19 protein-coding genes are annotated in these 23,646 nt (G+C 70.2%); 15 read left to right on the top strand and 4 right to left on the bottom strand.

All coding sequences use genetic code 11. From position 1 onward, the window contains the following. Window positions 1–72: 72 nt before the first annotated feature. Window positions 73–1,605 (bottom strand): amino acid permease, encoded by a 1,533-nt coding sequence (locus tag H7A73_RS10635; protein WP_182065927.1) that lies wholly within the window; start codon window positions 1,603–1,605, stop codon window positions 73–75. A 138-nt stretch (window positions 1,606–1,743) separates the two neighbouring features. Between H7A73_RS10635 and H7A73_RS10630 the strand changes: the two genes are divergently transcribed. Further along, window positions 1,744–2,907, top strand: a complete 1,164-nt coding sequence (locus tag H7A73_RS10630) for a mechanosensitive ion channel family protein (protein ID WP_182065926.1) — start codon at window positions 1,744–1,746, stop codon at window positions 2,905–2,907. 128 nt (window positions 2,908–3,035) lie between these two features. Here H7A73_RS10630 and H7A73_RS10625 read toward each other — a convergent pair whose 3' ends face one another. After that, window positions 3,036–3,224, bottom strand: coding sequence for a hypothetical protein (locus H7A73_RS10625; protein WP_027466522.1), 189 nt, complete (start codon window positions 3,222–3,224; stop codon window positions 3,036–3,038). 93 nt (window positions 3,225–3,317) lie between these two features. Between H7A73_RS10625 and H7A73_RS10620 the strand changes: the two genes are divergently transcribed. Next, window positions 3,318–4,469, top strand: a complete 1,152-nt coding sequence (locus H7A73_RS10620; protein WP_182065925.1) for an SLC13 family permease — start codon at window positions 3,318–3,320, stop codon at window positions 4,467–4,469. A gap of 45 nt (window positions 4,470–4,514) precedes the next feature. Here the strand turns inward: H7A73_RS10620 and H7A73_RS10615 are convergent, their stop codons facing one another. Together H7A73_RS10615 and H7A73_RS10610 are read right to left on the bottom strand one after the other, a co-directional pair. Further along, complete coding sequence (locus tag H7A73_RS10615; RefSeq protein WP_182065924.1) at window positions 4,515–5,486, bottom strand: magnesium transporter CorA family protein; 972 nt, start codon at window positions 5,484–5,486, stop codon at window positions 4,515–4,517. A gap of 84 nt (window positions 5,487–5,570) precedes the next feature. Then, on the bottom strand, window positions 5,571–8,315 hold the full coding sequence (locus H7A73_RS10610; RefSeq protein WP_182065923.1) for a hypothetical protein: 2,745 nt from the start codon (window positions 8,313–8,315) through the stop codon (window positions 5,571–5,573). A gap of 262 nt (window positions 8,316–8,577) precedes the next feature. Between H7A73_RS10610 and otsA the strand changes: the two genes are divergently transcribed. The 13 genes from otsA (at window position 8,578) to H7A73_RS10545 (ending at window position 23,236) form a co-directional block, all read left to right on the top strand. Continuing rightward, entirely contained in the window at window positions 8,578–10,170 is a 1,593-nt protein-coding gene (gene otsA / locus H7A73_RS10605) for an alpha,alpha-trehalose-phosphate synthase (UDP-forming) (protein ID WP_071405817.1), read from the top strand. After that, complete coding sequence (otsB, locus tag H7A73_RS10600; protein ID WP_182065922.1) at window positions 10,163–10,945, top strand: trehalose-phosphatase; 783 nt, start codon at window positions 10,163–10,165, stop codon at window positions 10,943–10,945. The genes otsA and otsB overlap by 8 nt, the downstream gene beginning before the upstream one ends. A gap of 70 nt (window positions 10,946–11,015) precedes the next feature. Further along, on the top strand, window positions 11,016–12,710 hold the full coding sequence (gene ilvD, locus H7A73_RS10595; RefSeq protein ID WP_071246395.1) for a dihydroxy-acid dehydratase: 1,695 nt from the start codon (window positions 11,016–11,018) through the stop codon (window positions 12,708–12,710). 45 nt (window positions 12,711–12,755) lie between these two features. Beyond that, complete coding sequence (locus H7A73_RS10590) at window positions 12,756–14,579, top strand: acetolactate synthase large subunit (RefSeq protein ID WP_182065921.1); 1,824 nt, start codon at window positions 12,756–12,758, stop codon at window positions 14,577–14,579. Beyond that, window positions 14,576–15,076: an acetolactate synthase small subunit gene (ilvN, locus tag H7A73_RS10585; RefSeq protein ID WP_017888842.1), complete on the top strand. Its 501-nt coding sequence runs from the start codon at window positions 14,576–14,578 to the stop codon at window positions 15,074–15,076. The genes H7A73_RS10590 and ilvN overlap by 4 nt, the downstream gene beginning before the upstream one ends. Before the next feature lie 71 nt (window positions 15,077–15,147). Beyond that, on the top strand, window positions 15,148–16,173 hold the full coding sequence (gene ilvC / locus H7A73_RS10580) for a ketol-acid reductoisomerase (RefSeq protein ID WP_027466530.1): 1,026 nt from the start codon (window positions 15,148–15,150) through the stop codon (window positions 16,171–16,173). A 210-nt stretch (window positions 16,174–16,383) separates the two neighbouring features. Further along, window positions 16,384–17,574, top strand: a complete 1,191-nt coding sequence (locus H7A73_RS10575) for a mannitol-1-phosphate 5-dehydrogenase (protein WP_182065920.1) — start codon at window positions 16,384–16,386, stop codon at window positions 17,572–17,574. Between the two features lie 59 nt (window positions 17,575–17,633). Beyond that, window positions 17,634–18,098 (top strand): hypothetical protein, encoded by a 465-nt coding sequence (locus H7A73_RS10570; protein ID WP_182065919.1) that lies wholly within the window; start codon window positions 17,634–17,636, stop codon window positions 18,096–18,098. After that, window positions 18,095–18,478, top strand: coding sequence for a hypothetical protein (locus H7A73_RS10565; protein ID WP_182065918.1), 384 nt, complete (start codon window positions 18,095–18,097; stop codon window positions 18,476–18,478). Before H7A73_RS10570 ends, H7A73_RS10565 begins: the two co-directional genes overlap by 4 nt. Before the next feature lie 156 nt (window positions 18,479–18,634). Beyond that, window positions 18,635–20,224: a phosphoglycerate dehydrogenase gene (serA, locus tag H7A73_RS10560; RefSeq protein ID WP_182065917.1), complete on the top strand. Its 1,590-nt coding sequence runs from the start codon at window positions 18,635–18,637 to the stop codon at window positions 20,222–20,224. A 12-nt stretch (window positions 20,225–20,236) separates the two neighbouring features. Beyond that, a complete protein-coding gene (locus H7A73_RS10555) occupies window positions 20,237–21,310 on the top strand; it encodes a 3-isopropylmalate dehydrogenase (protein ID WP_182065916.1) in 1,074 nt (357 codons plus the stop codon). Window positions 21,311–21,325: 15 nt separating this feature from the next. Beyond that, window positions 21,326–22,435 carry a branched-chain amino acid aminotransferase gene (locus tag H7A73_RS10550; protein WP_027466537.1) on the top strand — a complete coding sequence of 370 codons (1,110 nt, stop codon included), beginning with the start codon at window positions 21,326–21,328 and terminating at the stop codon, window positions 22,433–22,435. Between the two features lie 30 nt (window positions 22,436–22,465). Next, on the top strand, window positions 22,466–23,236 hold the full coding sequence (locus tag H7A73_RS10545; protein WP_027466538.1) for a fumarylacetoacetate hydrolase family protein: 771 nt from the start codon (window positions 22,466–22,468) through the stop codon (window positions 23,234–23,236). Window positions 23,237–23,646: the final 410 nt, after the last annotated feature.

Genomic DNA, 23,646 nt, shown 5'->3' with positions numbered 1-23,646 from the left:
GATGGTAGCGAGGGGTGCCGGACCGTTCGTGTTCCCGCCGGGGTGCCTTGCGTTCCGGGGACAAGCGGAGCGCTAGCTCCCGTCGCCGTCGCGTCGCACCGAGGCGGCGGGGTCGCGGACGCCGATCGGGTAGGGACCCGTGACGCCCTCGCGCAGGGCGGCGATGCGCAGGATGCGGTCACGCTGCAGGAACCACCCGACGATGAGCAGGGGGATCACGATGACGAGCGACGCGATCGTGTACGTGCCGACGGGGTAGTCGATCGCCATCAGCACGATGACCGAGGCGAGGAACGCCAGGGTGAGCCAGGCGGTGACGGGCGCACCCGGTAGCCGGAAGGTGGGTTCCTTGGCGAGCCCCTGCTTGGCCCACTGACGGAGCCGCATCTGGCACAGGATGATCGTGCCCCACGCCGTGATGATGCCGAGACTGGCGATGTTCAGGGCGATCTCGAACGCCTGGCTCGGCACGAAGTAGTTCAGTACGACGCCCGCGACGGTGAACGCCGCAGTGAGCAGGATGCCGGCGTAGGGGACGCCGCCCTTCGACATCTTCGTGGTCCACTTGGGCGCCGAGCCGTTCATGCCCATCGAGTGCAGCGCGCGTCCGGTGGAGTACAGGCCGGCGTTCAGGGACGACAGGGCCGCGGTGAGCACGACGAAGTTCATGATCCCACCGACGATCGAACCGACCTGCGGGTTGCCGAGCGACGAGAAGAACGTGACGAACGGGCTCTCGCCCTCCTTGTAGGCCGTGTACGGCAGCAGCAGGGAGAGCAGGATGATCGAGCCGACGTAGAAGACCGCGATGCGGAAGACCACGGAGTTGATCGCGCGGGGGATGACCTTCTCGGTGTTCTGCGTCTCGCCCGACGCGGTTCCGACGAGCTCGATCGCCGCGTACGCGAACACGACGCCCTGGATCACGATGACCGCGGGGAGCAGCCCGTTCGGGAACAGCCCGTCGTTGTCGCCCCAGATCGAGAACCCGGTGCGGACGGCCTCGCCGCCGGCCTCGACGGGGAAGGCGAAGACGAGCCAGACGATCGCGACGACGAGGAACGCCACGAGCGCGGCGACCTTGATGAGGGCGAACCAGAACTCGAGCTCGCCGAACACCTTCACGGCGACCATGTTCGCGGCGAGGACGACGACCAGGGCGATCAGCGCCAGCAGCCACTGCGGTGCGGCGGTGAAGGCCGACCAGTACTGCAGGTAGATCGCGACCGCGGTGGTGTCGACGATCGAGGTCATCGCCCAGTTGAGGAAGTACATCCAGCCGGCGGCGTACGCGAACTTCTCGCCGTAGAACTCGCGAGCGTACGAGATGAACGACCCCGAGGACGGGCGGTGCAGCACCAGCTCGCCGAGGGCACGGAGGATGAAGAAGGCGAAGATCCCGGCGACCAGGTAGGTCAGCGCGAGCGCGGGGCCCGCGGTGTGCAGGCGTCCACCGGCACCGAGGAAGAGGCCGGTGCCGATCGCGCCGCCGATCGCGATCATCTGCAGTTGCCGGGGCTTCAGGCCGTGCTGGTAGCCCTCCTGCTCGTGCGAGAAGTCGTTCGCCGGCGCTCGGTTGCCACCCGTGTCGTTCTGCGCTGTCATGCGAGAGAACCTACATGCGCACCGGACCGGGCCGTCACGCAAACCCCGGTTCGGGCGAACCGCGACTGCTGAACGTCCGCACAGCTGACGGCGGCCCGAACCTGAACGACGACCGTCGTCCGTTGCTTGCATGGAGGGATGGACATCCTCCTCCGACTCCTCGTCGCGATCGGGTTCGCCCTGCTCGTCACCGCCGTCGTCGCCCTCGTCCTGCACCTGGTCCTCCGGGCGATCGCGCGCCGGGAACGCTGGGCCGGCGTGCTCTCGCGACGGACGAAGCACCCCTTCCGCACCGTGCTGCTGGTGGTCCTGCTCTGGATCGCGTTCACGTCGAGCATCCCGCGGAACGCCGACGCGTACCCGTGGCGCGACGAGGTCGCGCACGCCTTCCTCATCGTCACGATCGCGACCGGTTGCTGGCTCGCGTGCCAGGTCGCGATCTTCCTCGAGGACCTCGGGTTGCACCGGTTCCGCATCGACGTGCCCGACAACCGGCAGGCGCGTCGCATCCGCACCCAGGTGCTCATCATCCGGCGGCTCACCGTCGCCGTACTCGTCATCATCGCGGTCGGCGCGATCCTGCTGACCTTCGACGGGGTCGAGGCGGCCGGCGCGAGCGTGCTCGCCAGCGCCGGTCTCATCTCCGTGGTCGCGGGCCTCGCCGCGCAGTCCACGCTCGGCAACGTGTTCGCCGGCATGCAGCTGGCGTTCTCCGGGTCGATCCGGGTGGACGACGTCGTCGTGGTCGAGCAGCAGTGGGGACGGATCGAGGAGATCACGCTGACCTACGTCGTCGTGCACCTGTGGGACGACCGTCGGTTCGTGCTGCCGTCGACGTACTTCACGAGCACGCCGTTCGAGAACTGGACACGGACCGGCAGTGAGCTGCTCGGCGCCGTGGAGTTCGACCTCGACTGGCGGGTGAGCCCGGCCGACATGCGCGCGGAGCTCGACCGGATCCTCGACACCTCGACGATCTGGGACCGCCGGGTCAAGGTGCTCCAGGTCACGGACGCCGTCGGGGGACTCGTCCGGGTCCGCATCCTCGTGACCGCACCCGATGCCGGTGGCCTGTTCGACCTCCGCTGCTACGTCCGCGAGGAGATGGTCGAGTGGATCCAGCGCACCCACCCGGACGCCCTGCCGGTCCAGCGGGTGCAGCTCACCGAGCCGAGCACGACGGCGCCGCGGCGACGCGGACGCCCGGCAGAGGGGGACTCGCAGCTGTTCGGCGACGACGAGCGCGGTGCGCTCTTCACCGGACCGATCCAGACCTCCGGCATCCCGGAGTCCGAGCGCTGACCCGGTGACGGGATCGGCGTGCCCTGCACGGCCAGGACGACGAACGGGAGGCGCGGTGCCAGCTGGCACCGTGCCTCCCGTCCGTCCGTCAGTCCGGTCGCGTCTGCGACCGCCTGCCGCGTCTGGTCCTACTGGCGCGCCTTGACCGCGCGGTCGTCCTCGACGACCGTGCCGATCGCCACGATCGTCGTGGCGAGCCACGCGACCCAGGTCAGCGCGAGCCGCCAGTCGCGCGGTCCCTGGCGGGTGGTCTGCAGCACGCTGTAGCCGCTGATGAGCGAACTCCACACCGCACCGTTGAACATGAACTTGCGCACAGAGGCCTCCTGTCGTCGTGCTGACAACGCTACCGGCCCGTACATTGGAGCGCCGCCGGTCACCCTGCCGCGGTGTCTGCCAGAGGAGTGTTCGTGCGTCAAGCGGTCATCGGAGCGGCCCTGCTCGTGGTCGGCGCGGTCTGCGTCGTGTTCGGGCTGCTGCCACTCGACGACCTCGCCGTGCTCGCCGACCGGGTCCTGCCGGTCCTCGGGTTCGTGCTCGGGCTGACCGTGGTCGCCGAGCTCGCTGCGGACGCCGGGGTGTTCGACCGGCTCGCCGACGTCGCCGCCCGGGTCGGTGGCGGACGCACCATCGGGCTCTGGGGCGCGGTCGTCGTGCTCGCCGTGCTCTGCACCGTCTTCCTGTCGATCGACACCACCGCGGTGCTCCTCACCCCCATCGTCATCTCGCTCGCACGGCGTGTGGGGCTGCCCCCGATGCCGTTCGCCCTGACCACGGTCTGGCTCGCGAACACGGCCTCACTGCTGCTGCCGGTGTCCAACCTGACGAACCTGCTCGCCGTCGACCGGATGGGGCTCGGCGGCCCGCTGCCGTTCGCCGGGCTGCTGGCGTGGCCCGCGGTCGCCGGGGTGGTCGTGCCGTGCGTCGTCCTGCTCGTGGTGTTCCGCGGCAAGCTGTTCGGCCGCTACGCGCCGGTGTCCGTCCGCACGCCGAAGGACCCGGTGTTCTTCTGGGCGGCCTCCGCCGTGCTGGTCGCGCTCGTCGTCGCCCTGACCGCCGGGGTGACCGTGTGGATCGCTGCGGTCCTGGCCGCCGTGGTGCTCGTCGTGGTCGCGGCGTTCCGGTCACCGTCCGAACTCCGGGTGTCCCGCGTGCCGTGGTCGACCCTGCTGTTCGCCGCCGGGCTCTTCGTGGTGGTCGAGGCGCTGCACACGACGGGCATCACCGACCCGATCGTGCACGCGCTGCAGGGCGGCACCGGGACCGGCCCGCTGCTGCTGCTCGGCGGCGCGGGCGCGGTCGCCGCGAACGGCATCGACAACCTGCCGGCGTACCTGGTGCTCGAACCGGCCGCCGGGCACGAGGCCGTTCGGTACGCGGCGCTGCTCATCGGCGTGAACGCCGGCTGCCTCATCACGCCGTGGGCCTCGCTCGCGACGCTCCTGTGGCACGCCCGGCTGTCGGCCGAGGGCGTGCACCTGTCGTGGGGCCGGTACATGGCGCTCGGGTGCGTCGTCGCCCCGCTCACCGTCGTCGCCGGGGTCCTGGCACTCGCGCTCTGACGTCGGCGGGGCCTCGGACCGTTCGGGTGCCGGAGCCCTGCGCGGTCAGAGCCAGTCGCGGGTCTTGAAGACGCGGTAGAGCACGAGCGACGACGCGGTGATGATCGCGAGCGAGGCCCAGAGACCACTCCAGGCACCCTCGCCCGGGAACTCGACGTTCTGCCCGAAGAAGCTCGTCACACCGGTCGGGATCGCGATGATCGCCGCCCAGCTCGTGACCTTCTTCATGACGGTGTTCTGCCGGTTCGACGCCAGGTTCAGGGTCGTGTCGAGCACGCTCGACACGGCGTCGCGGAGTTGCTCGACCGAGTCGGCGATCGAGACCAGGTGGTCCTCGACGTCGCGGAAGTACGGGCGGATGCCGTTCGAGATCGTCTCCGCGTCACCGTGCAGCAACGACGCGACGCTGTCCCGCGTCGGGACGACCAGCCGCCGGAGCACCCCGAGGGTCTTGCGGAGCCGGAACGACCGCCGCTGGATCTGCTGCTCGCGGGGGTCGCCCGGTACGAACAGGTCGTCCTCGAGCGCATCGATCTGCCGCTCGAGGTCCTCGACGGTGTCGGTGGCCCGGTCGACGACGGCGTCGAGCAGTGCCCAGACGAGCCAGGGCACGCCGTGTTCGGCGATGTCGGAGTTCGCCGTGAGCCGGTGCTCCATCGGGGCGGTGTCGACGTCGGACCCGTGGATGGTGACGAGGGCCCGTTCGGTGACGAAGGCCTTGACCTCGTGCGTGATCAGGTCACCCTCGTCGTCCGTGCCGCCCACGTCGTAGACGACCAGGAACAGGCTGTCCCGGTACCGGTCGAGCTTCGGGCGCTGACCGTGCTCGACGGCGTCCTCGACCGCGAGCGCGTGGATGCCGAGCTCCTCCTCGATCTGCTCGAGGTCGGCCGAGGTCGGGTCGGTGTAGTCGATCCAGACGAAGGTGTCCGGATCGGCGACGAGGTCGGAGATCCGGTCGACGGGGAAGTCCCGCTCGACCGTGTCGCCCTTGCACCACGCCCGTGTCCTGACCATGCTCGTCAGCCTACTGAGACGGCCGACCCGGGATCTCCCGGGTCGGCCGTCGTGGTGCTGCAGAGCCGCTCAGCCGGCTCCTGCTCAGTAGGCGGAGACGAGCTTGCCGTCCTCCACCTTCAGGTACTGGTTCACATCGAACGAGTCCTCGCCGCGTTTCTTGTCACCGAGGTACGAGGTGTAGCTGTACGAGACGCTCCCGTCCTTCGTGCTCGTCACCATCACGGTGCCGGCGCGGGACGCCTCGACCTCCAGCTCGGGCATCGACGTGACGTCGTACTGCACGCCGCCGTCGGCGTCGTAGGGCCCGTACCAGGGGCAACCGCTCAGGGCCCGGAGCTCGGTCTTCTCGGCGCAGTCGTCGATCAGGTCGGTCACGTACTGCTCGGCGTCCTGCTCGAGTGCCTTGGTCGCCTTCGGCGCGAAGTCGACGTAGCCCGACGTGGCCGCGCCCACGGAGACCTTCTCGGTGCCGCCTGTGAAGTACTTCGAACCGCCGACCGAGACCTGGTAGGTGCCGGGGTAGGCGAGGGACGTGAACGTGCCCTCGCTGATCTTCCCGATCTCCTTGCCGCCGACGGTCACGGGTGCACCCTCGAGCACGTCGGAGGCCGTCAGGGTGACCTGCTGGGCGAGGGGCTGCGTGACACGCCACTCGTCCTTCACCAGGAACGAGGTGCCCGTGCGCCGCAACGACACCTGGCCGGAGCGGTTCTTGCCGTCCTGCGTGTAGCTCAGGGTGGCGATCGCGGTGTCACCGGTCCGGGCGACCCGGCCGACGCGGATGTCCGACGGGCGGTCCTTCGCGCTCCCGAGCACCTTCGAGTCGAGCATCGCGGCGTCGTCGGGGACCTCGCTCAGGTCGGCGGCGGTGTCGGCGTCACCGCTGGCGATGGCCTGCACGTAGGACTTGACGGTCGGGGCCGGACCCCACACGTTGGCGCGGAGGACGCTCGTCGTGACCGCGCCGGCGATGACGACCACGATCACGGCGCCACCGGCGATGAGCGAACGGACCAGGATCTTCTTGGACCGCGGGGACATCGGTGCCGGAGCCGGGGCACCACCGCCGATGAACGGCTGCGACCCGTAGGCGGGTTGTGCGCCGTACGGGGGCTGCGTGCCGTAGGGCGGCTGCGACCCGTACGACGGCTGCGCGCCGGAGTTCGACTGCACGCCGTACGCGGGCTCCTGGGCAGGCCCGGCCGGCGGGTACGACGCGTGCTGGTCAGCGACCGGGGGAGTGTTCCACGCGGCGGCAGCCGGCGCGTCCGCGGCGACAGGCGCGTCGGGCGCGACGGGAGCGGCCGGGTCGACGGTCGCGGTGGGCGCGACGGGAGCACCCTGGCCGGCGACGGGCCCGGCCGGGAACGCCTGCGGCACGACGGGGCGGGGGTCCGCCCCGACCAGACGCGACGTCCGCAGCACCGCGGCACCACCGAGGCGGGGCAGGAGCACCGGAGCGAGGTACCGGGCGACGACCTCGATCACGCCGCCCCACAGGGCGAAGACGATCGGCGTCCACGGCGCGACGCCGATCGACCCCGATGCGTCCACGGAGCTCGTGCTGCTCACCTGGTACGAGGCGACGCCGGTGCCGAGGACGAAGAACAGCAGACCGAGTGCGAACCACACCAGCGGGGTGACGACCCAGTCGAGGGTGGTGCGGATCCGGTCGTTGCGGCGGACGGCGAGTGCGAGCCCGGCCGCGACCGAGGTGACGACGACGAACAGCACGACCAGCCAGGTCCAGCCGCCGGCCCCGCCGAACACCGAAGCGGTGTCGCTGGCGGACCCGAAGCCGGAGGTCCCCACCCCACCGAAGAACCCGAGCGCGGTCAGCCCGACCGCGACGTTGCCGAGCAGCAGCGGCAACGCGGAGCCGGAAGAGGGCTGGGCGATGACGGCGACGACGAGGACGACGAGGGCGACCAGCACGACGAGGACCGTGAGCTGCGACGCGGCGACACGCAGTGTGCCGAGCAGGCGGGCGGCGAAGACGTTGCCACCAGCGAGCACGGAGGGCCGGGCGAGGAGCGCGGCCAGGGCACCGATGACGAACGCGCCGAGGATGCTGCCGACACCGACGGCGTGCACCGGCTCGATGACCGCGCCGGACACCGACGGGAACCGGATCGCGAACAGGGCGGCCGCGACGTTCGTGAGCACGGTGGTCACGAGGCCGGAGACCACCGCGGTGACGAGCACCTGCGTGCGACCGAGGCCTCGCGTGCGGATCCGGCGGGTGAGCACGACGGCCAGGACGACCTGCGCGGTGAGCACCAGTGCGGGTACCACGGCGAGCGAGCCCGAACCGGAACCGAGGAACCCGATCGACCCGGACAGGTGCAGACGGCCGAGGTCGGCGAGGGCCACGAGCTGCGCCGGCGCACCGAGCAGGACGCTCACGCCGGAGAGCAGGGACTCCACGTCGGGGGCCGAGCCCGCGCCGAGGTCGGTGCCGGACCCGGTGGACGGAACGGCCGAACCGCTGCCGCCGGATGCGAGCAGGCCCACGGTGATGAGCAGTGAGAGTCCGGCGACGACGTACGCCGCGACCCAGCCGCCGACGGCGGCGAGCACGGCCGCCAGCCAGTCGCGACCGGAGACCGAGCGCAGGAAGCGACCGAACGCACCGGACGGCTGCGCGGCGGGGGCGGGCTGACCCGACCACTGCTGCGGGCCTCCAGGCTGCTGCTGCCAGGCGGACTGGCCGTTCCCGGCCGGCTGGCCGGGAACGTACTGGCCGGGACCGGGCTGGCCGGAACCGGGCTGGCCGGGACCGGGCTGCGACGGCGGGACGGGCTGGTTGGGCGGGTTCTCGCTCACGGCTGGGGGTCCTCTCCGACCGGGAGGCCGGCGCCGCACTCCAGCACCCGTGTCCCCCCGACACGTGCCTGCAGCGTAGCGGAACCGCCGATCCGCCGTGAATGCGCTGTCCCCACGCTGGTAACTTCGGCAGCGCGCCCGGCGCACCACGCCGGTCGTCGCACGACGCCAGCCGTCGCACCACGCCAGCCGTCGCACCCGACGCACCGACGCACCCGACGCACCCGGCCCCGGCCGGGCGGAACGGAGATCACACCACCCCATGCCTGCAGACCGCACCGAACAGACCCGCTACTCGTTCGTCGTCGCCTCCAACCGCCTCCCGGTGGACCGCGTCGTCGACCAGGACGGCAACGAGGGCTGGCGGCACTCGCCGGGCGGCCTCGTCACCGCCCTCGAACCCGTGATGCGCGCGAACGACGGAGCCTGGGTCGGCTGGGTGGGGCAGGCCGAGGTCGAGGTCGCACCGTTCGACAACGAGGGCATCCACATCGTCCCCGTCCCGCTCTCCGACGACGACGTCGAGGAGTACTACGAGGGCTTCAGCAACGACACGCTCTGGCCGCTCTACCACGACGTCATCGAGCACCCGAGCTACCACCGCGACTGGTGGAACGCGTACAAGCGGGTGAACGAGCGTTTCGCCGCGCAGATCGCCGAGATCGTCGAGCAGGACGGCATCGTGTGGGTGCAGGACTACCAGCTGCAGCTCGTGCCGGCCCTGCTCCGCGCGAAGCGTCCCGACCTGACGATCGGCTTCTTCAACCACATCCCGTTCCCGCCGGTCGGCATCTACGCACAGCTGCCGTGGCGTGCGCAGATCCTCGACGGGCTGCTCGGCGCCGACGTCATCGGCTTCCAGCGCCACGACGACGCCAGCGACTTCCTGCGCGCCGTCCGGCACATCAAGGGCTACACGACCAAGGGCACCACGATCGACGTCCCGGTGGACGACCCGGCAGCCCCGCGCAGCCGCAAGGGCATCACGGTGCGCCACGTCGAGGCGCGGCACTTCCCGATCTCCATCGACGCCGAGAGCTTCGAGGCGATCGCCCGCAAGCCCGAGGTGCAGGAGCGTGCGCGCGAGATCCGCGAGAGCCTCGGCAACCCCAAGACGGTGCTGCTCGGCGTCGACCGGCTCGACTACACCAAGGGCATCCGCCACCGCATCAAGGCCTTCGGTGAGCTGGTGGAGGACGGCCGCATCGCGGTCGAGGACGCCACCCTCATCCAGGTCGCGAGCCCGAGTCGGGAGCGTGTCGACTCGTACGCGGCGCTCCGTGACGAGATCGAGCTGAGCGTCGGCCGCATCAACGGCGACCTCGGCGTCATCGGCCACCAGCCGATCTCGTACCTGCACCACGGCTACCCGCGCGAGGAGATGGTGGCGCTCTACCTGGCCGCCGACATCATGCTCGTCACCGCACTGCGCGACGGCATGAACCTCGTCGCGAAGGAGTACGTCGCCGCCCGCTTCGACAACGACGGGGTGCTCATCCTGTCCGAGTTCGCCGGTGCCGCCGACGAGCTCAAGCAGGCTGTGATCGTCAACCCGCACGACATCGGCGCGCTCAAGGACTCGATCGAGCGCGCGATCCAGATGCCGCGTCGCGAGCGGTCGACGCGCATGCGCGCGCTCCGCAAGCGGGTCCGCGACAACGACGTGGCCCGCTGGTCGCGCTCGTTCCTCGAGGCGCTCGACCGCCACGCACCGCGGAACGCCCAGATCGACCCGTCCGCCGCCGACCCACGCGAGCAGCACCGCGAGGCACAGACCGACAACATGTCGATCTTCGACCAGGACGCCCAGTCCGCGCGTGCTGCCGAGGACACCCGGGAGGCACGTGATGACTGAGACCACCACCGACCCGACCGCCATCGACGCGGCCCTCGAGACGCTCGCGGCTTCGCCGCGACTGATCGTCGCCCTCGACTTCGACGGCACGTTGGCCCCCTTCGCCGACGACCCCTCGCAGGTCGGTGCGCTGCCGGGCTCGTGGGCCGCGGTCCTGACCCTGCACCGTGCGAAGGACACCGAGGTGGTGCTCGTGTCCGGGCGTCCGCTCGGCAGCCTCGCCGCGGTCACCCACGCACCCGAGGACATGGCGCTCGTCGGCTCGCACGGTGTCGAGTGGCGCGTGGACGGCCACGACGAGGCCGCGCTGTCCGATGACGAGGTCGGTCGTGTGGCACGGATCGGCGCCGCGCTCGACGCGGTCGGCGAACGGTTCCCGGGCGTCGTCATCGAGCACAAGCCCGCCGGGCACGGCGTGCACACGCGCCGCGTCTCCGCCGAGGTCGCAGCCGAGGCGAACGCGGCGGCGAGCCGTGCTGCGCACGAGGCCGACCCGGAGGTGCTCGAGCGCGGTGGCAAGGACATCGTCGAGTTCGCGGTCCGCCACGTCACGAAGGGCGACGCGATCGCCAGGCTCCGCGAGCTGCACGGTGCCGACGCGGTGTTCTTCGCCGGCGACGACGTCACCGACGAGGACGCGTTCCGCGTGCTCGGCGACGGCGACGTCGGGGTGAAGGTCGGACCCGGGGAGACCCGTGCCGGCTACCGCATCGCCGACCCGGCGGCCCTGACCGGGGTGCTCAAGCAGCTGGCGAGGCTCCGCGCGACGCGCTGATCGCGGGCCCGGAGCATGAGAATGCACGGGGGTGCACAGCTGGTATCCCAAAGCGTCCTAGACTCATCCCATGCCTGATATCGACGTCAAGCCGCGCAGCCGGGTCGTCACCGACGGGATCGAAGCAACCACCTCGCGTGGCATGCTGCGGGCCGTCGGTATGGGAGACGAGGACTGGAGCAAGCCGCAGATCGGCATCGCGTCCTCGTGGAACGAGATCACGCCGTGCAACCTGTCGCTCGACCGCCTCGCACAGGGTGCGAAGGAGGGCGTGCACTCCGGTGGCGGCTACCCGCTGCAGTTCGGCACCATCTCCGTCTCGGACGGCATCTCGATGGGCCACGAGGGCATGCACTTCTCCCTCGTCTCGCGTGAGGTCATCGCGGACAGCGTCGAGACCGTCGTCAACGCCGAGCGCCTCGACGGCACCGTCCTGCTCGCCGGCTGCGACAAGTCGCTCCCCGGCATGCTGATGGCCGCCGCGCGCCTCGACCTGGCGAGCGTGTTCCTCTACGCGGGTTCGGTCATGCCGGGCTACGTGAAGCAGGCCGACGGCACGATGAAGGAAGTCACGATCATCGACTCCTTCGAGGGCGTCGGCGCCTGCAAGGCCGGCACCATGAGCGAGGAAGAGCTCAAGAAGATCGAGTGCGCCATCGTCCCGGGCGAGGGCGCCTGCGGTGGCATGTACACGGCGAACACGATGGCCTCCGTCGCCGAGGCCCTCGGCATGTCGCTCCCGGGCTCCGCGGCCCCGCCGAGCGCCGACCGCCGCCGTGACTACTACGCGCACCGCTCCGGCGAGGCCGTGGTGAACATGCTCGAGCACGGCATCACCGCGCGGCAGATCCTCACCAAGGAAGCCTTCGAGAACGCGATCGCCGTCGCGATGGCCCTGGGCGGCTCGACCAACGTCATCCTGCACCTGCTCGCCATCGCCTACGAGGCCGAGGTCGAGCTGTCGCTGGACGACTTCAACCGCATCGGCTCCAAGGTCCCGCACCTTGCCGACATGAAGCCCTTCGGCAAGTACGTCATGGTCGACGTCGACCGCAACGGCGGCATCCCCGTGATCATGAAGGCGCTGCTCGACGCGGGCCTGCTGCACGGCGAGTGCATGACCGTGACGGGCAAGACCGTCGCCGAGAACCTCGCCGAGATCGACCCGCCGGCGCTCGACGGTGAGGTCTTCCGCACGCTCGACAACCCGATCCACGAGACCGGCGGCCTCACCGTCCTCCAGGGCTCCTTCGCCCCCGAGGGCGCCGTGGTGAAGACCGCGGGCTTCGACGCCTCCGTCTTCGAGGGCCCCGCCCGGGTGTTCGACCGCGAACGTGCCGCGATGGACGCCCTGACCGAGGGCAAGATCGAGAAGGGCGACGTCGTCGTCATCCGCTACGAGGGACCGAAGGGCGGTCCGGGGATGCGCGAGATGCTCGCCATCACCGCGGCCATCAAGGGCGCGGGCCTCGGCAAGGATGTACTACTCTTGACCGACGGTCGATTCTCAGGCGGCACAACCGGCCTGTGCATCGGCCACATCGCACCGGAAGCAGTGGACGCAGGTCCAGTCGCTTTCGTTCGTGATGGCGACCGCATCCGTGTCGACATCGCGGCTCGCTCGCTCGACCTACTGGTCGACCCGGCCGAGCTGGAGGCCCGCCGTGACGGCTGGGCCCCGCTGCCCCCGCGCTACACCCGCGGAGTCCTCGCGAAGTACGCCAAGCTCGTCAAGTCCGCCGCCCAGGGCGCGGTCACGGGCTAGCGTCCGACACCCGCACCACCGCCACCACTCAGGCAAGGACCACTCATGCCCACGGAAGCAACTCCGTTGTCCGCGGCCGCCGGTGCACGCCGGTCGCCGGAGATCCTGACCGGCTCGGGAGCCGTCCTCCGGACGCTCGAGCACCTCGGGATCACCGACGTCTTCGGCCTGCCGGGCGGCGCGATCATCCCGTTCTACGACGAGCTGATGGCGTCGACCACGATCCGCCACATCCTCGTCCGTCACGAGCAGGGCGCCGGCCACGCCGCCGAGGGCTACGCTTCGTCGTCCGGCAAGGTCGGGGTCGCCATCGCGACGTCCGGCCCCGGCGCGACGAACCTCGTCACGGCCATCGCCGACGCCTACATGGACTCGGTGCCGTTCATCGCGATCACCGGTCAGGTGTTCTCGACGCTGATGGGCACCGACGCGTTCCAGGAAGCCGACATCGTCGGCATCACGATGCCCATCACGAAGCACTCGTTCCTGGTGACCGACCCGGCCGACGTGCCTGCGACCCTCGCCGCGGCGCACCTCATCGCAACGACCGGTCGGCCCGGCCCCGTGCTGGTGGACATCACCAAGGACGCCCAGCAGAAGTCGGCGCCGTACGTGTGGCCGCCCAAGATCGACCTGCCCGGCTACCGCCCGGTGACCAAGGCGCACGGCAAGCAGATCACCGCGGCCGCGCAGCTGCTGTCCGAGTCGGAGCGTCCGGTGCTCTACGTCGGCGGCGGGGTCGTCCGTTCCCGCGCGACCGCCGAGCTGCTCCGCTTCGCCGAGGCCACCGGGGCGCCGGTCGTCACGACCCTGATGGCGCGCGGCGCGTTCCCGGACTCGCACCCGCAGCACCTCGGCATGCCCGGCATGCACGGCACCGTGCCCGCGGTGCTCGGCCTGCAGGAGAGCGACCTCATCGTCGCCCTCGGGGCCCGCTTCGACGACCGCGTGACCGGCAAGGCCGACGAGTTCGCGCCGGACGCCAAGGTCGTGCACGTCGACATCGACCCGGCCGAGATCTCGAAGATCCGGTTCGCCGACGTCCCGATCGTCGGTGACGCCCGCGAGGTCCTGGTCGACCTGCTCGACGCCTGGGGCGGCATCGCCGTCGAGGACCGCGCATCGACCGACGAGTGGTGGGCCAAGCTCCACCAGCTCAAGGCCGACTTCCCGCTCGGGTACGCCGAGCCGACCGACGGGCTCCTGGCACCGCAGGGCATCATCAAGCGCATCGGTGAGCTCTCCGGTCCCGAGGCCGTGTACGCCTCGGGTGTCGGTCAGCACCAGATGTGGTCGGCGCAGTTCATCAAGTACGAGCGGCCGAACGCCTGGCTCAATTCCGGTGGCGCCGGCACGATGGGTTACTCGGTCCCCGCGGCGATGGGCGCGAAGGTGGCCCAGCCGGACCGCGTGGTCTGGGCGATCGACGGCGACGGCTGCTTCCAGATGACGAACCAGGAGCTCGCGACCTGCGTCATCAACGACATCCCGATCAAGGTCGCGATCATCAACAACTCCTCGCTCGGCATGGTCCGGCAGTGGCAGACGCTGTTCTACGACGGCCGGCACTCCTTCACCGACCTCGAGACGGGGCACGACTCGCGTCGCGTGCCGGACTTCGTGAAGCTGGCCGACGCGTACGGTGCCCTCGGCATCCGCGTCGAGAAGGCCGACGAGGTCGACGCCGCGATCGAGCTCGCCCTGGCGACCAACGACCGCCCGGTGGTGATCGACTTCGTCGTGAGTCGTGACTCGATGGTCTGGCCGATGGTCCCGCAGGGCGTCAGCAACTCCTCCATCGAGTACGCCCAGGCACTCGCCCCCACCTGGGACGACGAGGACGCCGACATGACGGGAGAAACCGCATGAGCCACGTCCTCTCCCTCCTCGTGGAGGACAAGCCCGGTCTGCTGACCCGTGTCGCCGGACTCTTCGCCCGCCGCGGGTTCAACATCGAGTCGCTCGCCGTCGGCAACACCGAGGTGGACGGCCTCAGCCGGATCACGGTCGTCGTCGACGTCGAGGACCTCCCCCTGGAACAGGTGACGAAGCAGCTCAACAAGCTGGTGAACGTCATCAAGATCGTCGAACTGGACTTCTCGCAGTCGGTCCAGCGCGAGCACATGCTCGTGAAGGTGCGCGTCGACAACCAGACGCGCTCGGCGGTGCTCGAAGCAGTGAACCTGTTCCGTGCCCAGGTCGTCGACGTGGCGACCGACTCCCTGATCGTCGAGGTGACCGGCGACCCCGGCAAGATCCAGGCGATCCTCCGCGTGCTCGAGCCCTACGGCGTCAAGGAGCTCGCCCGCGCGGGCCTCCTCGGCATGGGCCGCGGACCGAAGAGCATCACCGACCGGGTGCGCTGAGCGCCCGTCACACCCTTCCCGGGCGCCGACGGTGCCCGGCACCGACCACAGAACCAAGGAGACACACCCTCGTGACTGACATCGTGTACGACGCCGACGCCGACCTGACGCTCATCCAGGGCAAGAAGGTCGCCGTCATCGGCTACGGCTCGCAGGGCCACGCCCACGCCCTCAACCTCCGTGACTCGGGTGTCGAGGTCAAGATCGGCCTGCAGGAGGGCTCGAAGAGCCGGCAGAAGGCCGAAGAGGCGGGCTTCGAGGTCCACACCCCGGGCGACGCCACCGCCTGGGCCGACGTCGTCGTCATCCTCGCGCCGGACCAGGTCCAGCGCATCGTCTACGCAGAGGACATCCGCCCGAACCTCAAGCCGGGCGCGACGCTCGTCTTCGGCCACGGCTTCAACATCCGCTTCGGCTACATCGAGGCGCCCGAGGGCGTCGACGTGTCGCTCGTCGCTCCGAAGGGCCCGGGCCACACCGTGCGCCGCGAGTACGAGGCCGGCCGTGGCGTCCCCGTGATCGTCGCCGTCGAGGTCGACGCGTCCGGTTCCGCGTGGGACCTCGCGTGGTCGTACTCCAAGGCCATCGGTGGCCTCCGCTCCGGCGGCATCAAGACGACCTTCACCGAGGAGACCGAGACCGACCTGTTCGGCGAGCAGGCCGTCCTCTGCGGTGGTACGTCGCAGCTCATCCAGTACGGCTTCGAGACCCTGGTCGAGGCGGGCTACCAGCCGCAGATCGCCTACTTCGAGGTCCTGCACGAGCTCAAGCTCATCGTCGACCTCATCTGGGAGGGCGGCCTCACCAAGCAGCGCTGGTCGATCTCCGACACCGCCGAGTTCGGTGACTACGTCTCCGGCCCCCGCGTGATCTCGCCGGACGTCAAGGAGAACATGAAGGCGGTGCTCGCGGACATCCAGAACGGTGCCTTCGCGAAGCGCTTCATCGAGGACCAGGACGCCGGCGCTCCGGAGTTCAAGGCGCTCCGTGCCAAGGGCGAAGGCCACCCGATCGAGGCCACCGGCCGTGAGCTCCGCGCGCTCTTCGCGTGGAAGCAGAACGACGGCGACTACGTGGACGGCTCGGCCGCGCGGTAGTCTTCCGAGAACCACTCGACCTGCGAGGCGGCGGTGCACCTGCACCGCCGCCTCGCGATGTGACCCGAACGTTATGCAGCAGCCCTTCTCCAGCCCCGACGCCGCGGACCGGCGTCCCTCCGCCGTGCGCGCGGACGATTCCCGACACCCGTCGGCCGTGCTGCGCACCCGCGGTCAGGACCGCCCCGACCAGCATGGGATGATCGTTCGATGGCGGTGACGAAGCGAGCGGTCCACATCGGCGCCGGCAAGATCGGGCGCGGGTTCGTGGGCCAGTTCCTCGTGGCGAGCGGCTACGACCTCACCTTCGTCGACGTCGACGAACGCGTGGTCTCGGCGCTCAACGAAGCCGGCCGGTTCGTGGTGCACGAGGTCGGCGAGATGCCGGTCGAGCACCTCGTCTACGGGTTCCGTGCGCTCAGCAGCAAGACCGACCGCGAGCGTGTGGTGCAGGCCATCGCCGAGGCCGACGTCGTGACGACCGCCGTGGGAGCCCGCACGCTCCCGCTCGTCGCGCCGCTCATCGCCGAGGGGCTCGCGGCACGCCCGCTCGAGCGCGGCGACGTCACGATCGTCGCCTGCGAGAACGCGTTCAACGCGACCGACTCCCTGCACGCCAGCATCCGCCGAGCCCCGATCCTCGAAGACCGGGACATCGCCGCGGTCTTCGCGAACTGCGCGATCGACCGCATCGTCCCGGACCAGTCCGGTGTGCTCGGTCAGTCCGGCGGCCTCGACGTCGTGCTCGAGCCGTTCTACGAGTGGGTCATCGAGCGCACCCCGTTCCTCGGCTCCGACGCCGAACCGCCGACGATCGAGGGCGTCACCTGGGTCGACGACCTGCAGCCGTTCGTCGAGCGCAAGCTCTACACGGTCAACACGGCGCACGCCACCGCCGCCTACCACGGCTACGTGCGGGGCATCCGGCTCATCCGCGAAGCACTCGAGGACGACGCCGTCCGCGCCGAGGTCGACGGGGTGCTCGCCGAGACCACCGCACTGCTGATCGCGAAGCACGGCTTCGACCCCGAGGACCACGCGCGCTACGTCGCCGCGAACCTCTCCCGCATCGCGAACCCGCACCTGCCGGACTCCACGGCGCGCGTCGGCCGCAACCCGCTCCGCAAGCTCGGCCGTCGTGAACGCTTCGTCGGCCCGGCGTCGCAGCTCGCCGAGCGCGGTCTGCCCGTCGAACACCTGCTCGGTGCCGTCCGCGCGGCGCTCGCGTTCGACGACGAGAACGACCCGGAGTCGATCGAGTTGCACGCCCTCCTGCGCTCCGGGGCGACCGCACACGCGCTCACCGAGATCCTCACGGGCCTGATGGAGAGCCACCCGCTCTTCCCGGCCGTCCGCGACGTCGTCGCCGAGGTCCTCGCGACGCAGCCGGCCGACGTCTGACGTCGGCCTCCCGGGCGCCGCTGGTCTCCCCGGTGTCGTGTCCCTCGTAGAATCGGGGCATGACCACGGCAGCATCCCCACCAGACGGGTCGATCGACCCGGACGTGCCGAACGCCGTCGACACCGACGCCGCCGCCCTCAGCTGGGGTGACGCCGACGACGCCACCCACGTCGACGCGGCGCACAACCCGGTGGCGGTGCGCGAGCGCGGCGAGCGGGACCCCGAGGCGCCCGAGACCTCCGGCGCGCTCGTCGGGTTCGGTGTCTTCGGGGGCCTCTACCTGCTCTACACGGTGGCCTGGCTCCTCACCGCGTCGACCGCGTACGTCTCCGGCGTCGACACGGTCCTGACGCTCTTCGTCGAGGTGCTCCGCTTCCTCGCGATCCTCGCGCCGGCACTCTGGTTCACGGTGGTGCTCTGGGCAGCGCGCAGCAGCCGCACGCGGACCCGCCTGCTGTGGATGCTCCTCGGGGCCGTCGTGCTCTTCCCCTGGCCGTTCCTCCTGACGCGGAGCTTCGGGTGACCGGGGCGGTGCCGGCGACGACCCGTCGGACCAGCGCCCCCGTGCTCGCGAAGATCGTGGTCTGGGTCGTGTTCGCGGCGCTGTTCGCGTACATGACGGTGCAGGCCGTCGGCAACCTGACGCAGATCAACCAGCGGGTGGACGCCTTCAACGCGTTCCTCCAGACGACCTCGGGTGGAGACTCGCTGCAGACCAGCACCCCGTGGCTGTGGCTCGTGCTCGACATCCTCATCGCGCCGGTCGCGTTCGTCGCGGCGATCGTCATCACCCGGCGCGCGAGCCTGCCCGTCACGATCGCGGTGTTCGTGGTCGCGTTCGCGGGCGCCGGCGCCCTCTGGCTCGACCTCCAGCTGTTCGTCCCGACGCTGCTGGACTTCTGACGCGACCCGCCCACGGCCAGGAGGCTCGGTGCGGCCCCGCCCCGCGCCTCCTGCCGTCGTGTGGTTCTCCACAGGACCGCTCCCGCGGTCGTCACCACCGGCCCGCGTCGATAGCATGGTGGGATACCAACCGTCTCGAGTGAGGAAACAGCTGCTGTGTCGAAGCCGGTCGTCCTGATCGCCGAAGAACTCTCGCCCGCAACGGTCGACGCCCTCGGGCCCGACTTCGAGATCCGGAACGTGGACGGCACCGACCGTCCGGCGCTCCTGGCGGCGCTGTCCGACGCGCACGCCGTCCTCGTGCGGTCCGCCACCAAGATCGACGCCGAGGCGATCGCCTCGGCACCGAGCCTCAAGGTCGTCGCCCGCGCCGGCGTCGGCCTCGACAACGTCGACATCAAGGCCGCGACGACCGCCGGCGTGATGGTGGTGAACGCCCCGACCTCGAACATCATCTCGGCGGCGGAGCTCACGGTCGGGCACATCCTGTCGCTCGCGCGGCACATCCCGGCCGCCCACGCCTCGCTGGCCGCCGGTGCGTGGAAGCGCTCGTCGTACACCGGTGTGGAGCTCTACGAGAAGACCGTCGGCATCATCGGCCTCGGCCGCATCGGCGCGCTCATCACCCAGCGGCTGCAGGCCTTCGGCGTGACGGTCATCGCGTACGACCCGTACGTCACCACGGCACGTGCGCAGCAGCTCGGGGTCGAGCTCGTCTCCCTCGACGACCTGCTGCGCCGGGCGGACTTCACCACGATCCACATGCCGAGGACGCCGGAGACCCTCGGCATGATCTCGGACGCCCAGTTCGCCCTGATGAAGCCGACCGCGTTCGTCGTGAACGTGGCCCGCGGCGGCCTGATCGACGAGGACGCCCTGCACCGGGCACTCACGGCGAACACCATCGCCGGCGCCGGCCTCGACGTCTTCGTCGCCGAGCCCCCGAAGGACTCGCCGCTCCTGGCGCTCCCGAACGTCGTCGTGACGCCGCACCTCGGTGCCTCCACCGACGAAGCGCAGGAGAAAGCAGGCGTCTCGGTCGCCAAGTCGGTCCGTCTCGCCCTCGGCGGCGAACTCGTGCCCGACGCGGTGAACGTCGCCGGCGGGGTCATCGACCCGTACGTGCGTCCCGGCATCCCGCTCGTCGAGAAGCTCGGCCAGGTCTTCACCGCCCTGGCGACCTCGCCCGTCACGAGCATCGACGTCGAGGTGCACGGCGAGCTGGCCGAGTACGACGTCAGCGTGCTGAAGCTCGCGGCGCTCAAGGGCGTCTTCACCGACGTCGTCAGCGACCAGGTCTCGTACGTCAACGCTCCGCTCATCGCCGAGCAGCGCGGGGTCACCGTCCGCCTCATCACGGAGACCGACAGCCCCGAGTACCGCAACGTGCTGACGATCCGCGGTGCCCAGTCGGACGGCCCGGCCATCAGCGTGTCCGGCACACTCACCGGCCCGAAGCAGGTCGAGAAGCTCGTCGAGATCAACGGGCACGACGTCGAAGTGCCGCTCGACCGGCACCACGTCGTGATGGAGTACACCGACCGACCGGGCATCGTCGCGGTCTACGGCAAGGAGTTCGGCCAGGCCGGCATCAACATCGCCGCGATGCAGATCTCCCGCGAAGCCGCCGGTGGCCAGGCACTGAGCGTCCTGACCGTCGACTCGCCGGTCCCGGCCGAGATCCTCGAGCACGTCCGCTCGGCGATCGACGCGTCCTCGCTCCGCGAGATCGACATCACGCTCTAGGGAGTGGCGGACATGAGCAGCGCGCAGACCATCCGACTCGCGGTCATCCGTGGCGACGGCATCGGCCCCGAGGTCGTCGACGAGGCCCTGAAGGTCCTGCACGCGGTCCTGCCGGACGACCTCGTGGTGCAGGAGACCCCGTTCTCCCTCGGTGCCGCACGGTACCTGGAGACCGGTGACGTCCTGACCGACGACGACATGGCGGCGATCGCGCAGCACGACGCGATCCTGCTCGGAGCGGTCGGCGGTGACCCCCGTGACCCGCGGCTCGCCGGCGGCATCATCGAGCGCGGGCTGCTCCTCAAGCTCCGCTTCGCATTCGACCACTACGTGAACCTCCGGCCGACGACGGTGCACCCGGCCGTCCCGACGCCGCTCGCCGACCCCGGCGAAGTCGACTTCGTGGTCGTGCGCGAAGGCACCGAGGGGCCGTACGTCGGCAACGGCGGTGCCATCCGGACCGGGACCCCGCACGAGATCGCGACCGAGGTCTCCTTGAACACCGCCCTCGGGGTCGAGCGGGTCGTCCGGTACGCCTTCGCGCTGGCGGACCGACGCCCGCGTCGGCACCTGACCCTCGTGCACAAGAGCAACGTCCTGGTACACGCCGGAGCCCTCTGGCAGCGCACCGTCGCGGCCGTCGGCGCCGAGTACCCGGACGTCACGGTCGACTACCAGCACGTGGACGCGGTCACCATCCACATGGTCCGCGACCCCGCCCGGTTCGACGTCATCGTCACCGACAACCTGTTCGGCGACATCATCACCGACCTTGCCGGCGCGATCAGCGGCGGCATCGGTCTGGCGGCCTCGGGGAACATCAACCCGGACGGCACCTTCCCCAGCATGTTCGAGCCGGTCCACGGTTCCGCGCCGGACATCGCAGGTCAGCAGCTGGCCGACCCCACCGCCGCGATCCGCTCCGTCGCCCTGTTGCTCGACCACCTCGGTCGCGGTGACCTGGCGGCCGCGGTCACGGCTGCGGTGGAGTCCGACCTCGCCGACCGGGGCACCACGCCGCGTAGCACGGCCGAGATCGGCGACGCGATCGCCGCCGCGGCCACGGTACGCACCACCACCGCCTGAGAAGGAGTCCTCCCCATGAGCACCGACACCGCCTTCGGACTCGAGTTCGCCAGCACCCCGTCCGCCGACCGCCGCGCGGCCGCCGAGCGTGAGCAGATCCTCGCCGACCCGGGCTTCGGCAAGCACTTCACCGACCACATGGCGACGGTCGAGTGGACGCTCGACGACGGCTGGCACAGTGCGTCGATCCACCCGTACGGGCCGCTGTCCCTCGATCCGAGCGCGAGCGTGCTGCACTACGCCCAGGAGATCTTCGAGGGGCTCAAGGCCTACCGGCACGCGGACGGTTCGGTGTGGTCGTTCCGGCCGGACGCCAACGCCCGGCGATTCCAGCGGTCCGCCCGACGGCTCGCGCTCCCGGAACTCCCGGTGGAGGCGTTCGTCGAGTCGATCCGGCAGCTCGTGCAGACCGACGTCGACTGGGTGCCCTCGGCGCCCGAGACCAGCCTGTACCTGCGGCCGTTCATGATCGCGACGGAGTCGTTCCTCGGGGTGCGCGCGGCACAGGCCGTCGCGTACCACTGCATCGCGAGCCCGGCCGGTGCGTACTTCACCTCGGGCCCGAAGCCGGTGTCGATCTGGCTGTCGACGCAGTACGCCCGGGCAGGCAAAGGCGGGACCGGTGCGGCGAAGACCGGCGGCAACTACGCCTCGTCGCTGCTGCCCCAGCAAGAGGCCTACGAGCACGGCTGCCAGCAGGTGATGTTCCTCGACTCGGTGGAGGGCAAGTACCTCGAAGAGCTCGGCGGCATGAACGTCGTCCTGGTCAAGTCCGACGGCACCCTCGTCACGCCCGACTCCGACTCGATCCTCGAAGGGATCACGCGTGACTCGATCCTGCAGCTGGCCGAGGACCGCGGCCTGACCGTCGAGAAGCGCCGCGTGACCCTCGACGAGTGGCGTGACGGCGTTGCCGACGGTTCGATCACCGAGGCGTTCGCGTGCGGGACCGCCGCCGTGGTGACCCCGATCGCCGAACTCCGGGGCGACGGCTTCACGATCGGTTCGCCGACCGTCGGGGCGGGCGAACTCACGATGTCCCTGCGCGACGAGCTCACCGACATCCAGTACGGCCGTCGTCCCGACCCCCACGGGTGGATGACCAAGCTGACCGACGCGTCCTGATCGACCGGCGGGCGTGGGTAGGGTCGAACGGTGAAGATCGCACGGTTCAGCAGCAAGGGTGAAGACCCCCGGTACGGCATCCTCGACGAGCGCGCTCTGGTGGTGCTCGCGGGAGACCCGATGTACCAGGGGTTCGAGACCACGGGGGAGCGCGTGGCACTCGCCGACGCCAAGCTCCTCGCCCCCGTCATCCCGCGCTCGAAGGTCATCGGCGTCGGGCTCAACTACTCGGAGCACGCCTCGGAGATGGACGAGCGCGCCGGCGACGACCCGGTGGTGTTCCTCAAGCCGAACACCTCGGTGATCGGTCCGGACGAACCCATCCGCCTCCCCGCCGACATCGGACGCGTCGACCACGAGGGCGAACTCGCCATCGTGATCGGCTCACTCGCGAAGAACGTCCGGCGTGAGGACTTCGCGAGCGTCATCCTCGGCTACACGATCGCCAACGACGTGACCGCCCGAGACCTGCAGGCGCGCGACGGTCAGTGGACCCGGGCGAAGGGGTTCGACACCTTCTGCCCGCTCGGCCCCGTGATCGAGACCGAGATCGACCCGTCGGACATCCGCATCGAGACCCGTGTCGACGGTGACCTCCGGCAGGCTGCGTCGACGAACGAGATGGTGCACGACATCCCGTCGCTCGTCGAGTTCGTGTCCTCGATCTGGACCCTTCTGCCCGGTGACGTCATCCTGACCGGGACCCCGGCCGGTGTCGGACAGATCCGCGACGGTGAGATCGTCGAGGTCACCATCTCCGGCATCGGTTCGCTCAAGAACCCTGTCATCGCCCGGCACTGACAGCGCTGCCGAACGGCCCGTTCCCCCAGGTGGGGAACGGGCCGTTCGTCGTTCTCGGGGGAGTGCTCAGCGCGGGCGCAGTGGGCGACACGCCCGGGATGTGGCCCGGCTTGGCGCTGCCGTTCACCTCTGCGTAAAGTAATCACTCGTTGCCGCTGAGGCGGAGAACGGAACGGCCGAGACGATCACCGGGTTGAACACCTGGAGATGCAGTCCGGACGGGGTCCCGCTCAGGCAACCAACTCCTCGGAACCACGACCTCTGGTTGTGCGCCCAGGACGTTGTACAAGACGAATGCCTCTCTGGCGGAACCTGTGATGGGTCGAGCGGGGAGTGCGTCTGGTCCTTGAGAACTCAACAGCGTGCACATTGTCAATGCCAATTTATTGATTGACCTCGTGCCTGGTCGG

It is taken from the genome of Curtobacterium sp. ME12 (assembly GCF_903970855.1).
Taxonomy (GTDB): Bacteria; Actinomycetota; Actinomycetes; order Actinomycetales; family Microbacteriaceae; genus Curtobacterium; species Curtobacterium poinsettiae_A.
The sequence above is the reverse complement of the archived record's forward strand: the minus strand, read 5'-3'. Positions and strand labels throughout refer to the sequence as shown.